The 11,859-nt window shown below is 71.8% G+C and carries 11 protein-coding genes and 1 tRNA gene; 5 read left to right on the top strand and 7 right to left on the bottom strand.

Annotation, left to right across the window (positions count from 1 at the left end; translation table 11 throughout):
* Positions 1-75 precede the first annotated feature (75 nt).
* Both QCD66_RS05155 and QCD66_RS05150 read right to left on the bottom strand, forming a co-directional pair.
* Positions 76-1,137, bottom strand: a complete 1,062-nt coding sequence (locus QCD66_RS05155) for a dihydrodipicolinate synthase family protein (RefSeq protein WP_375735747.1) — start codon at positions 1,135-1,137, stop codon at positions 76-78.
* On the bottom strand, positions 1,134-2,174 hold the full coding sequence (locus tag QCD66_RS05150) for an NAD-dependent epimerase/dehydratase family protein (RefSeq protein WP_375735746.1): 1,041 nt from the start codon (positions 2,172-2,174) through the stop codon (positions 1,134-1,136). Before QCD66_RS05150 ends, QCD66_RS05155 begins: the two co-directional genes overlap by 4 nt.
* A 121-nt stretch (positions 2,175-2,295) precedes the next feature.
* On the opposite strand from QCD66_RS05150, the gene QCD66_RS05145 reads away from it, so the two are divergent.
* Positions 2,296-3,069 (top strand): NAD-dependent epimerase/dehydratase family protein, encoded by a 774-nt coding sequence (locus QCD66_RS05145; RefSeq protein WP_375735745.1) that lies wholly within the window; start codon positions 2,296-2,298, stop codon positions 3,067-3,069.
* A complete protein-coding gene (locus QCD66_RS05140) occupies positions 3,066-4,049 on the top strand; it encodes an acetylxylan esterase (protein WP_375735744.1) in 984 nt (327 codons plus the stop codon). Before QCD66_RS05145 ends, QCD66_RS05140 begins: the two co-directional genes overlap by 4 nt.
* On the opposite strand, the gene QCD66_RS05135 is transcribed toward QCD66_RS05140, so the two are convergent.
* Entirely contained in the window at positions 4,012-4,956 is a 945-nt protein-coding gene (locus QCD66_RS05135) for a Gfo/Idh/MocA family protein (RefSeq protein ID WP_375735743.1), read from the bottom strand. The genes QCD66_RS05140 and QCD66_RS05135 overlap by 38 nt on opposite strands.
* A gap of 365 nt (positions 4,957-5,321) precedes the next feature.
* Here QCD66_RS05135 and QCD66_RS05130 point away from each other — a divergent pair, with 365 nt between their 5' ends.
* Genes QCD66_RS05130 through QCD66_RS05120 form a run of 3 tightly spaced genes read left to right on the top strand, consistent with a single transcriptional unit; the run spans position 5,322 to position 10,142 of the window.
* Positions 5,322-6,878, top strand: a complete 1,557-nt coding sequence (locus tag QCD66_RS05130) for a family 16 glycoside hydrolase (protein WP_375735742.1) — start codon at positions 5,322-5,324, stop codon at positions 6,876-6,878.
* On the top strand, positions 6,875-8,515 hold the full coding sequence (locus tag QCD66_RS05125; protein WP_375735741.1) for a polysaccharide lyase family 1 protein: 1,641 nt from the start codon (positions 6,875-6,877) through the stop codon (positions 8,513-8,515). The genes QCD66_RS05130 and QCD66_RS05125 overlap by 4 nt, the downstream gene beginning before the upstream one ends.
* Before the next feature lie 4 nt (positions 8,516-8,519).
* Complete coding sequence (locus QCD66_RS05120) at positions 8,520-10,142, top strand: LamG-like jellyroll fold domain-containing protein (RefSeq protein ID WP_375735740.1); 1,623 nt, start codon at positions 8,520-8,522, stop codon at positions 10,140-10,142.
* A 102-nt stretch (positions 10,143-10,244) separates the two neighbouring features.
* Here the strand turns inward: QCD66_RS05120 and QCD66_RS05115 are convergent, their stop codons facing one another.
* The 4 genes from QCD66_RS05115 to QCD66_RS05100 form a co-directional block, all read right to left on the bottom strand.
* Entirely contained in the window at positions 10,245-10,475 is a 231-nt protein-coding gene (locus QCD66_RS05115) for a hypothetical protein (protein WP_364216137.1), read from the bottom strand.
* Positions 10,472-10,741: a hypothetical protein gene (locus tag QCD66_RS05110; RefSeq protein WP_357533645.1), complete on the bottom strand. Its 270-nt coding sequence runs from the start codon at positions 10,739-10,741 to the stop codon at positions 10,472-10,474. The genes QCD66_RS05115 and QCD66_RS05110 overlap by 4 nt, the downstream gene beginning before the upstream one ends.
* 244 nt (positions 10,742-10,985) lie before the next feature.
* Positions 10,986-11,058: transfer RNA gene (locus QCD66_RS05105), tRNA-Ala, on the bottom strand.
* A 211-nt stretch (positions 11,059-11,269) separates the two neighbouring features.
* Positions 11,270-11,824 (bottom strand): YqgE/AlgH family protein, encoded by a 555-nt coding sequence (locus tag QCD66_RS05100; protein WP_375735739.1) that lies wholly within the window; start codon positions 11,822-11,824, stop codon positions 11,270-11,272.
* Between the last annotated feature and the right edge of the window lie 35 nt (positions 11,825-11,859).

The following is an 11,859-nucleotide window of genomic DNA, read 5'->3' as shown; positions in this document are numbered from 1 at the left end:
GGCGTGGTGCGTACTCGCAGCCACTGCGTGCCGGTGGTGCGGTACGGGGCGACCGCGCGCGGTGCCCCGTCGGCGTCACGCGAACCACCCGTGACGGTGCTCGTTGACGAAGTCGTCGTCCGACAGCCACGGGTAGCGCCGGAACGCGTCGTCGATCGCCTCGGCCTGCCCCGGGGAGAGCACCTCGCGATCGCTCAGGCAGCGGATGCTCGGCAGCAGGCCCTGGCGCCAGAGCACGTAGTTGACGCCGGCGATGCAGCCCCGGAAGGCGTTCGCGGCGTCGAAGACGGCGGCGTTGGCGACCGTGAGCTGTGGCGCCCGCCGGCTCAGCAGGTCGGCCTTCGCGGCGTCACCGGCCCGTACGGCCCGGACCAGTTCCATCAGTCGTACGGCGGCGTTGGTGCCGACCGCCCACTGCCCGAGCAGCCCGCCGTCGATCCAGCGGTCCCCGTCCGGGGTCTCGAACGGGGTGGTCAGGTCGTGGACGATGTTGTCGTCGTTGCCGGTGTAGAGAGCGATCCGGTCGGCCCGGCCGGACTCCAGTACGGCGGACACGACGTCGAGGGTGCGGTAACGGTCGAACGGCGCGATCTTGATCGCGACGACCCCCTCGATCTCGGCGAACCCGCGCCAGAACTCGGCCGAGAGCCGCCGGCCACCGACGGCTTCCTGGAGGTAGAAGCCGATCACCGGCAGCACCTCGGCGACGGCGCGGGCCCGGTCGAGCATCCCCGGCTCGTCCATCGCGCCGCCCATCGGGGGGCAGAGCAGGACCGCGTCGTACCCGAGGCGTTCGGCGAGCCGGGCCTCGGCGACCGCCTGGCCGGTCGGGCCGGCGACACCGGCGATCCGGATCAGGTCGCCGCCGGTGCGGGCGAGGGTGTCGGCCACCACCTCCAGCACCGGTTCGAGCAGGCGGGTGGCCGGATCGCGGATCTCGAACTGGGTGGTGTGCACGGCGACCGCGATGCCGCCGGCACCCGCCGCCGCGTAGTAGTTGGCCAGGGCCGCCTGGTAGTGCTCGTCGAACCGCCGGTCGTCGTCAAGGGCCAGTGGCATGGCCGGTACGACGAGCCCCGCCCGCAGGGTCGCGAGCATCCGGGAGGGCGCGATGCGGTCGCGCGGGGCGGCGCTCAAAACCGGCCGTCCCGGCGCTGGAACTTGGTCGGCTTGTCCCACAGGGTCCCGCCGGCGGCGATCCACTCGGCCTGCCAGCGGATCAGCGTGCCGGCCGCGACGTCGGGATAGCCGAAGAGTTCGTGGCAGCGGCGCGCGTCGGAGAGCAGCGCGCGGTCCGACTCCTGACCGGAGAAGCGCACGTCGCGACCGAGCAGCGCGGCGAGTTGCTCGGCGGTGGTCCGTACGGCGAGCGTCTCGGGCCCGGTGAGGTTGATCGTGAACGGCTCGCGGCCGGCGTGCCCGAGCGAGCGCAGGACGACCTCGTTGGCGTAACGCTGCCAGACGATGTTGACGAAGCCGGTGGTCAGGTCGACGGGTTCGCCCGCGACGATGGTGCGGGCCAGGTCGGCCAGCACGCCGTAGCGCGGCTCGACCGCGTAGTTGAGCCGGACGAGCGAGACCCGGGTGCCCCGCGTCGCGGCGGCGGCCTCGAAGATCCGCTCCCGGCCGAGGCAGCTCATCGCGTACTCGCCCACCGGGCCGGTCGGCGACTGCTCGGTCGGCGACGGCGTGCGGGGGTCGGTGAGGGGATACACGTTGCCGGTGGAGAGGGCGGCGATCCTGGCGTCGGGGTAGCGCTGGGCGACCGTGTGCGGCAGGGCCGCGTTGGTCAGCCAGGCCCGGTATTCCTGGCCGGTCACGCCGAACTTGGCCCCGACCATGAAGACGACGTTGCCCGCGTCCGGCAGCTTTCCGCCGGCGGCCGGGTCGGCGAGGTCGGCGACGACCGTGGCGACCCCGCCGGTGTCGAGCCGGCCCCGTACGGCGCCGTCGCTCCAGCGCGACACGGCGTGTACGGCGACGTCGGCGCGGCCGGCCTCGTCGAGCGCCCGGCGGGCCATCAGGCACAGCGTCGGGCCCATCTTGCCGCCGGCGCCGAGCACGACCAGGTCGCCGTCGAGCTTGCTCAGGTCGTCGATGAGGTCGGCACCCGGGCCCGACAATCGGTGCTCAAGTGCCCGCTCGTCGGCCGGTGCCCCATGGTCCCCGGTCATCGTGGGTCTTCTCCTCGAAAGGCAGCGACGTCCGAGCGACGTCGGGTCACCTCATATTTACGGCCCGGACCGTTAATGTCAAGATAGCCTTCGGCCCCTGACCACCGGAAGGAACCCGACGATGCGAATCCTGCTGATCGGCGGCGCCGGCGCGGTCGGCACCGCGCTGACCGCGGCCTGGCGGGACCGGCACGAACTCACCGTCGCCGACCTGCGCCCGCCCCGGACCACCGGCATCCGGACGGTCACCCTCGACGCCACCGACGCCGAGGCGCTGCGCGCCGCCGTACCCGGGCACGACGCCGTCGTGCACCTCGCCGCCGTCGTCCCGCGCGGCGCGGCGGCCACCGACTCCCGCGTCGTCGACCTCGCCCTGCGGGTCAACGTCGGCAGCGTCGTCCAGTCCCTGTACGCCGCCCACGCCGCCGGGGTGCCACGGTTCGTCCACGTCAGCTCGCTGTCGGTGTTCCGCGACTACGGCCGGCGCCGCATCACCCGCGACGACCGGCCCGACTCGACCGAGCCGTACGGCCTCGGCAAGCGCCTGGCGGAGACCGCCTGCGCAGCCGTCGCCGACGAACGGCTCACCGTCACGTCGCTCCGGCTCGGCCACCCGACCACCACCGGCCTCTGGCCACTCTGGAAATCGCCGGCCGCCGCACCGACCGACCCCGCCGTCCGGCTCGCCCTCGACGGCGGCCCGGCCTTCGCCGCCCTGCACCCCGACGACCTGGCCGAGGCGACCGAACGCACGCTGCACCGGGGCGGACCGCCGTACGCCGCCATCGCGGTCACCGGCGACGCCGGTGGCACCACCATCGACGACGACTCGGCGCGGTCGCTGCTGGACTGGCGGCCGCTCCCCCGCGACCAGGAAGGAGCCGACCGGTCATGAGCTGGTTCGACCTGCCGCTCGACGTGCTGCGCGAACACCGGCCCGAGCGCGAGGAGCCCGCCGACTTCGACGGGTTCTGGCGGCGCACCCTCGACGAGCACGCCGGCACCCCCGACGTACGGCTGCACCCCGAGCCGGCCCTCTTTCCCGGCATCGCGGTCGACGACGTCGACTACGCCGGATTCGGCGGGCAGCGCGTCCGGGGCTGGCTGCTCACCCCGACCGCCGGCCCGCGCCGCGACGTCGGGGTGCTGCACCTGCCCGGGTACGGCCGTGGCCGTGGCTGGCCACACCAGTGGCTGCCGTTCGCCGCCGCCGGGTTCACCGTCCTCGTCATGGACGTACGCGGCCAGGGCGCCGAGTCCGACCACCCGGGCAGCACACCGGACCCCGGCGAGGCCACCGGGAGCGAGGTGCCGGGCTTCCTCACCCGCGGGATCGCGGCGCCGGAGACGTCCTACCTGCGCCGGCTCTACGTCGACGCGTACCGGGCGGTCGACGCGCTGACCGTCGCCGCCCCGCACGTCACCCGTACGGCGATCGTGGCCGGCAGCCAGGGCGCCGGGGTCGGGATCGCGCTGGCCGGGCTACGCACCGACCTCGGCGTCGCGCTGCTCGACGTGCCCGCGTTCGCCGGGTTCCGGCGGGCGATCGAGATCGGGGCGGCCGGCTCGCGGGCCGAGATCGCCCGCTACCTGGGCGCCCGGCACGATGCCGTCGAGCAGGTGTTCCGCACGCTGTCCTACTTCGACACGGTGAACTTCGCCGCGCGGGCCACCACGCCGGCGCACTTCTCCGTCGCCCTGATGGACCGGGTCTGTCCACCGTCGACGGTCTTCGCCGCCTACAACCACTACGCGGGCGAGAAGCGGATCACGGTGTGGCCGTACAACGGGCACGAGGGCGGCGGGAGCACGGCGACGCGGCAACGGCTCCAGGAACTCATCGACTGGAGCGAGACTCCAGCTCCACCGCGCTGATCAGCAGGTCGAGGATCGCGACGGTCTCCGGCCAGGCGACCGGCGAGGGGGCGCCGACCTCGACCATCGCGAGGAACTCCTCGACCGTACGCGCGTATCCGAACGGGTCGGCGGACCCGTCGGGCAGGTCGAACCCGATCGGGCCGTCGGCCGTCTCGACGCTGACGCCGTAGCTCTCGGCCTCTGCGGCACCGACCACGTCGACCGTGCCCTGCACGCCGTCGGCCCAGTTCAGGAGCAGGGTGGCGGAGTCCGCGCTGCGCAGCGTGGGATAGATGCGGCGGGCACTGGTCGCCGCGACGGTCCGCGCCTGCCGGCCGAGCAACGCGACGAGCAGTTCCACCCCGTGCAGGCCCATGGTGACGATCGCACCGCCACCGACCGACGGATCGTCCTGCCAGGGCGTCGACCCCTGCGCCCAGCGGCCGACGTCGTGGCGGACCACCGCCCGCGCCGACAACACCCGGTCGCGGTCGAGCCGCCCCGCGAGGTGGGCCACCGGCGCCGCGAAACGCAGGACCGACGAGGTCAGGACGCGGTGCGCGACCGGCTCGCACCGCGCGGTCAGGTCCCGCAGCTGCGACCGTGTCGCGGCCGCCGGCTTGTTGACGAACACCGGTACGCCGAGCGGGAGCAGGACGTCGAGCGCCGCCGCGACCTGATCCGGCCGTAGGGTCAGGATGATCCCGTCCGGCTTGCGGTCGACCAGGTCGGTGAGCCGGTCGTGGGCGTGGTGGCCGGGGTTGCGCCGCTCGAACTCGGCGACCCGGTCCGCGTCGGCGTCCCACACGTCGAAGGCGGCGCCGGGACGCAGCCGCCCGATGGTGGCCGCGTCGGAGAAGGGATGGCTGGTCGCGAGACCGGCGATCGCGATCCTCGGCTGCCGTTCGCCCGCTGGGTGCGCCATGGACCAAAGCCTCCCACAGCGCTGCGACCTGGCCGCACGGAGATCCCCGGCGGGCCGGCACGGCAACCGGACTGCAAACCGGGATGACTGCGAAAGGGTTGAGAGTCTACAAACCGGGCGGGCTCTCCGACCTTGGCGACAGCACCCATCGCCCCGCCTCGACGCGGTGCAACATTCTTGCACGTCTATGCCCTTGACTCAAGGAAAGCCCTTTCCTTACGTTTGGAAGTGCTGGTTACGGCCGTGTTAACACCAGCCCGTCCCACCCTTTCCGGAATCACCGTTCGCCCGCGCGCATCCGCTCGCGGCTAGAGAGGGGGATTTATATGATCTTTTCATCTTCTGTCCGGCAAGCCGGTCTGGCCATGGCGGTGGCCGGCGCGGTCACCGTGGCCCTGGCCGCCGCCGGCGTCACCTCCGCACACGCCGCGACCCTCTTCACCGACAGCTTCGAAAACGGCAACGCCGGCGCCTGGAGCAGGTCGGGCGGCAGTTGGTCGATCGACACCGACGGGTCGACCGTCTACCGGCAGTCGGGCACCGGCTCGGACGCCAAGGCCCGGGCCGGTGACACCTGGACCGACCAAACCGTCGAGGCCCGGGTGAAGCCGACCGCGTTCAACGGCGCGGGCCGCTTCGCCGGCGTGCTCGCCCGGGCGCAGAGCACGACCACCTACTACTACCTGGCGCTCGGCGGCGACGGGCAGATGCTGCTCGGCCGGCGCGGATCGAGCGGGCACACCACGCTCGCCGCCGCCCCCGCGACCGTCACCACCGGCACGTGGTACACGCTGCGCCTGGAGGCGTTCGGCACCAGCCTGCGCGGCTTCGTCGACGGCCGCCCCGTCGTCAGCGCCACCGACGGCACGATCGGCTCCGGCCGCATCGGGCTGGCCACCTACTACGCCAGCGCCTCCTTCGACGACGTACGGGTGACCGACACCGCCGGGCCGACGCCGACCACCCCGCCGACCGGCACCCCCACCCCGTCCCCGACACCGACCGGCACCCCGCCCCCGCAGCCGCCGGCCGGACAGCCGGACGGCTACGCGAGCGTGCCCGCGCTCGGGCTCGACGGCACCACCGGCGGCGCGGGCGGCCCGACCGTCACCGTCACCACCGCCGCCGACCTCGCCACCTACGCGGGGGCGAACACCCCGTACGTCATCCTGGTCTCCGGCCGGATCCAGGTCTCCGGCATGGTGACCGTGGTCGCCAACAAGACCATCCTCGGTCTGGGCGGCACCGCCGAGATCACCGGTGGCGGCCTCCAGATGGGCACCACCACCCGGCCCGGCAACAACGTGATCATCCGCAACATCACGTTCCGGAACGCCTCCGACGACTCGATCAGCGTCCACAACGGCTCGCACCACGTGTGGATCGACCACAACGAGTTCCACCCGGGCTTCGACGGCTCGGTCGACGTCAAGCACCGGTCCAGCTACGTGACCGTCTCCTGGAACAGGTTCCACCAGACCGACAAGAGCATGCTGCTCGGCCACTCCGACTCCTACACCCAGGACATCGGATACCTGAAGGTCAGCTACCACCACAACTACTTCGACGGCTCCAACCAGCGCCACCCGCGGGTGCGGTTCGGCGACCCGGTGCACGTCTACAACAACTACTACAAGGGCGTCGGGCTCTACGGCGTCGTCTCGGTCGAGAACGCCGGTGTCCTCGTCGAGGGCAACTACTTCGAGGACGTCGCCTTCCCCTGCCACTCGGCCAGCGGGTACGCCGACTCCGGCCCCGGCCGGCTGGTCCAGCGCGGCAACGTCTTCCTCCGCTCCGGCACCTGCGAGGTCAACGGCTCGGTCGGCGAACCGGGCGCCCACTACTCGTACACATTGGACAACGCGGCCCAGGTCCCGCAGCTCGTCGCGGCCGGCGCCGGCGTGGGAAGGATCAACCCGTGAACATCCGACGCTGGCGCGTACCGGCCGCCGCCGGGCTGGCCGGGACGCTGACCGCCCTGCTGCTGGCCGTCATGCCCCCGGCCCAGGCCGCGACCCTGTTCACCGACGACTTCGGCGACGGCAACCACAACGGCTGGAGCTCCTCCGGCGGCTCCTGGCGGGTCGAGCCGGTCGCCGGCGACCCGGCGCTCGTGCAGCGCGGCACCAGCGCCGACGCCCGGGTCCGCACCGGCCAGGCCGGCTGGTCCGACTACACGGTCACCGCAGAGGTACGTCCCACCACGTGGGGCGGCGCCGACGCGGGTGCCGGGGTCGCCGCCCGGGTCCAGGGCAGCGGCAACTACTACTACCTCGGCGTCACCGCCGGCAGCCTCGTGCTCGGCAAGCGGACCGGCGGCACGCTGACCCCGCTGGCCACCGCCGCGCTCGGCGTCACCACCGGTACGGCGTACACGCTGAGCCTGCAGGTCTCCGGCACCAGCCTCACCGGCCGGGTCACCGGCGGGCCGACGCTCACCGCCTCCGACGCCGCCTACCTGACCGGTCAGGCAGGACTGGTGGCCCGGTACGCCGCCGCGGGCTTCGACGACGTGACGGTCGAAACCGCTCCCCCGGGTCCACAACCGACGGTCAGCCCGACGACCAGCCCTACCGCCGCACCGACCACGTCGCCGACCAACCCCCCGAGCCCCGACCCCACGCCGCCGCCCGCCGGGCAGCCCGACGGGTGGGCCAGCGTGGCCGGACTCGGGCAGAACGGCACCACCGGCGGGGCCGGCGGACCGGTCGTCACCGTACGGGACACCGCCGGCTTCCTCGACTACATCGCCCGCCCCGGCCCGTACGTCATCCAGGTCGCCGGCACCATCAACCTGCCGACCGGCGCGAGCGACGGCATGTACGACGTGACCTCGGACAAGACGATCGTCGGCCTCGGCGGCAACGCCACGCTCAGCGGCGGCGGGCTCAACATCGGCCTGCCGGTCGACGACAACGTGACCGCACCGCCGGCGAACGCCGTACACAACATCATCATCCGGAACCTGCACCTCACCGGCGCCACCGACGACCTGATCAACGTGCAGATGTTCTCGCACCACATCTGGATCGACCACAACTCGTTCTCCAACGGCGACGACGGCGCGGTCGACATCAAGCGCGGGTCGGACCATGTCACGGTCTCCTGGAACCATTTCTTCGACCACAACAAGACCCTGCTGCTCGGGCACGACGAGGACGCCGGGGCACAGGACATCGGCCGGCTGCGGGTCACCTACCACCACAACTTCTTCGACCGTTCCGACCAGCGCAACCCGCGGGTCCGGTTCTCCGCGTCGGCGCACGTCTACAACAACTACTACTTCGACAACAGCTACGGCGTCGCGTCGACGTACGACGCCGCCGTGCTGATGGAGAACAACTACTTCTACAGCGTCAACAATCCCGGCCGGGTGGTCTTCAGCGGCGACCAGGGCCGCATCGTCGAGCGCGGCAACATCCTCGTCGACTGCAACCACCCGATCGAGACCCGGGGCACGGTGCCGGAACCGAGCGGGTTCTACGCCTACCGCCTGGACCCGGCGGCCGACATCCCGACGATCGTCCCGGCCGGTGCCGGGGTGGGAAAGCTGGGCTGACCCGATGAGACGAACCTCCGTACGGCGCCGCGCCGCGCTGGCCGCCGGACTCGCGGCACTGCTCACCACCGCCATGCTCACGGTCGCCGGCAACGCCCAGGCGGCGACGCTGTTCACCGACGACTTCAACGACGGCAACCACACCGGCTGGACGACCTCCGGCGGCACCTGGTCGGTGGCCGCCGACGGCGGGCCGGTGCTGCGCCAGGCCGGCACCAGCTCCAACGCCAGGGCGCGGGCCGGCGCCGCGAACTGGACCGACTACACGGTCACCGCCCGGGTGAAGCCCACGGCGTTGGGCGGCAGCGACCGGTTCGCCGCCGTACTGGCCCGGGTCACCTCCACCACCAGCTACTACTACCTGGCGCTGCGCGGCAACAACACCGTCGAGCTGAAGCGGCTGGCCGGCGGGTCCAGCACGACGCTGGCCAGCGCCTCGGTGCCGGTATCCGCCGGCACCTGGTACGCCCTGAGCCTGCGGGTGTCCGGCACCACCCTGACCGGCCAGGTCGACGGCGGCACGCCGCTGGTCGCCACCGACACCCGGTATGCCTCGGGGGGCGTCGGCCTGGCCACCTTCAACGCCAGCGCCAACTTCGACGACGTGACCGTCTCCACGGTCACGCCGGGTCCGACGCCGACCGTGACACCGACGGTGGGGCCGACCACTCCGCCCCCGACCACCCCGCCGCCGACCACGCCCCCACCCACCACGCCACCACCCACCACGCCGCCGCCGGTCGCGGGTGACCGGCCGGGCGGCTTCGCGAGCCTGAACGCCCTCGGGCAGAACGGCACCACCGGCGGGGCCGGCGGCCCGGTGGTCACCGCCACCAACGCCAACGACTTCCTCGAGTACATCGACACCATCGGCCCGCTGGTCATCCAGGTCCAGGGCGTGATCCGGATCAGCAGCAAGAAGGGCGTACGGCCCAACAAGACCATCATCGGGATCGGCTCCACCGCCGAGATCACCGGTGGCGGGCTGGACTTCTACCGGTCGTACAACGTGATCGTCCGCAACATCCGGTTCACCGACGCCGACGACGACGCGATCAACGTCGGCCAGGAGTCGCACCACATCTGGATCGACCACAACACCTTCACCGGCGCGGTCGACGGCTCCATCGACGTGGTCCGCGGCGCCGACTACGTCACCATCTCCTGGAACCACTTCGACCACGCCGACAAGAGCATGCTGATCAGCCACTCCGACGGCGCCGGTTCGACCGACATCGGCAAGCTGAAGGTCAGCATCCACCACAACTTCTTCGACAACAGCCGGCAGCGCCACCCGCGGATCCGGTTCGCCGAACCCGTCCACGTCTACAACAACTACTTCCTGAACAACGACCTGTACGCGGTCGCGTCGACGGAGAACGCGGGCGTGGTGGTCGAGGGCAACTACTTCGAGAACGTGCCGTACCCGATCTTCTCCGCCAGCGGCTACGCCGACAGCGGGCCGGGCCGGGCGGTGCAGCGCGACAACATCTTCGTCAACTCGGGCGTACCGGAAACGGCCGGCTCGGTCATCGAACCGGGTACGTACTACGGCTACCGGCTCGACCCGGCGTCCAGGGTGCCGTCCCTCGTACGCGCCGGAGCCGGCGCCGGCAAGCTGGGCTGACCGGCGTACGGCGGCCGTGGTCGACGCGATCCGACCACGGCCGCCGTCGCGGCCGGTGGCCACCAGGACCCGCCACCCGGGCTGTGCCCCGGGCGGGTCGACTCACCGGCCGGTCTCGTCGGGGGTGAGTCGTCCGTTCGTCGGGTCGACCCGCATCCGGGTACAGATCACGTCGAGCCCTTCGCCGGCCATCTCGTCGGGCACGTCGACCTCGGCCGCGACCTGGCGAGGTCCGGCCAGCGGCGTCACCACGACGCTGTCGTCGCCCCGTTCCGGTACGGCGGCCGCGGCGACGATGCGCCCGCCCTCGTCGTAGACGACCCGAAGTCTCATCTGACCATCACCCCGGTGATGCGGATCAGTCCGCCGGACCCGACCGGCCCCTGATTGGGCGAGAGCCGCACGATCAGGTCGGTGCTCTGGTTGAGATTGTTGTCGGAGTGGGCGGCGACCCCGGTCAGGAGCGCCGAGTCTCTCGCCTGGAACGGGCGGACCGACCACCCGAAATAGTTGTCACGGTCACCCGCGACCACGTTCCAAGCCGCTTCGCCGTACGCCTGAAACACGGGGTTCGCCCGAATCAACGTAACCGTAGCCATGGCGTCAGTGTCCTCCGACCCACAGGTGCCCACGGCCGATATCAATGAGTTTCCGCACCAGGCGAGCAATGCGGCCGTACGGGAGTTCGGGTCGATCACCACGGCGCTTTCCGGGCATCATCCGGCCGATGGCGAACGCGCTGAAGGTGAATGCCGCCGACGGATCGAGTCGCCGACGACCACCGGACCTGGGAAAGACCGAAGGCGTCCGTCATGCCTGACGAACGCCTTCGATACTTACGGGTGGAGCCGAGGGGACTCGAACCCCTGACCCCCACACTGCCAGTGTGGTGCGCTACCAGCTGCGCCACGGCCCCCGGTTGTCCCCGATCTCTCGGGCACTGACGGAATAGTACACACCCCGGCCCGCCCGGTCACATCCGAGGGTCCCCCGCGTGCTGCCATGCCGATCGACCCGCGCCGCCACGCTGATCGACCCGCACTGCCGGGCTGATCGAGGAGAAACCGTGGGCGTTTCGTCCGCCTCTTCCCGCAACAAGCCCTTGATCAACGGGGAGCGCGACCGGGTCAGTTGACGGCCACGTCCGAGGGGAAGTGGGCCATCGCGGCCATCATGCCGCCCTGGCGGCGCAGGACCATCGACCACAGGTCGTCGGGGCGGTTCACGAAGGCGTCGCCGGGCAGCCCGTCGAGCAGGAACCACGAGCCACCCGCGATCTCGTCCTCCAGTTGCCCGGGCGACCAGCCCGAGTAGCCGGCGAAGACCCGGATGCCGGTGATGCTCTCCCGCAGCCGTTCCGGGTCGGCGGACAGGTCGACGGTGCCGACCGCGCCGGACACCTGGTGGAAGCCCTTCAGCCGGCGGGTGGGGGTGCGCATCCGGGCCAGGCAGATCGCCGACTCGGGCTGCACCGGACCGCCCTCGAAGAGCACCGCCGGTTCGCCGGCGAGCGCGCCCCACGACGACAGGACGTCGGCGACCGGCACCTCGGTCGCACGGTTGAGCACCACGCCGAGCGCGCCGCCGGGTTCGTGGGCGACGAGCAGGACCACGGTACGGTCGAAGTTCGGATCCTTCAGCGCGGGTGCCGCGACGAGCAGTTGCCCGGTCAGCGACTCCATCGACCGTCCGCCGATCGCCTGCCCCTCTCCGTGCA

The sequence above is a fragment of the Polymorphospora sp. A560 genome (assembly GCF_045781765.1).
GTDB lineage: Bacteria > Actinomycetota > Actinomycetes > Mycobacteriales > Micromonosporaceae > Polymorphospora > Polymorphospora lycopeni.
Note: the sequence above shows the minus strand (reverse complement) of the source record. Positions and strands in the feature narration are given on the sequence as shown.

Coding starts and splice junctions, on each gene's coding strand:
- QCD66_RS05135 (WP_375735743.1), bottom strand. CDS start 4,956: ATGGCGCACCCAGCGGGCGAACGGCAGCCGAGGATCGCGATCGCCGGT.
- QCD66_RS05140 (WP_375735744.1), top strand. CDS start 3,066: ATGAGCTGGTTCGACCTGCCGCTCGACGTGCTGCGCGAACACCGGCCC.
- QCD66_RS05120 (WP_375735740.1), top strand. CDS start 8,520: ATGAGACGAACCTCCGTACGGCGCCGCGCCGCGCTGGCCGCCGGACTC.
- QCD66_RS05130 (WP_375735742.1), top strand. CDS start 5,322: ATGGCGGTGGCCGGCGCGGTCACCGTGGCCCTGGCCGCCGCCGGCGTC.
- QCD66_RS05150 (WP_375735746.1), bottom strand. CDS start 2,174: ATGACCGGGGACCATGGGGCACCGGCCGACGAGCGGGCACTTGAGCAC.
- QCD66_RS05100 (WP_375735739.1), bottom strand. CDS start 11,824: ATGGAGTCGCTGACCGGGCAACTGCTCGTCGCGGCACCCGCGCTGAAG.
- QCD66_RS05110 (WP_357533645.1), bottom strand. CDS start 10,741: ATGGCTACGGTTACGTTGATTCGGGCGAACCCCGTGTTTCAGGCGTAC.
- QCD66_RS05115 (WP_364216137.1), bottom strand. CDS start 10,475: ATGAGACTTCGGGTCGTCTACGACGAGGGCGGGCGCATCGTCGCCGCG.
- QCD66_RS05145 (WP_375735745.1), top strand. CDS start 2,296: ATGCGAATCCTGCTGATCGGCGGCGCCGGCGCGGTCGGCACCGCGCTG.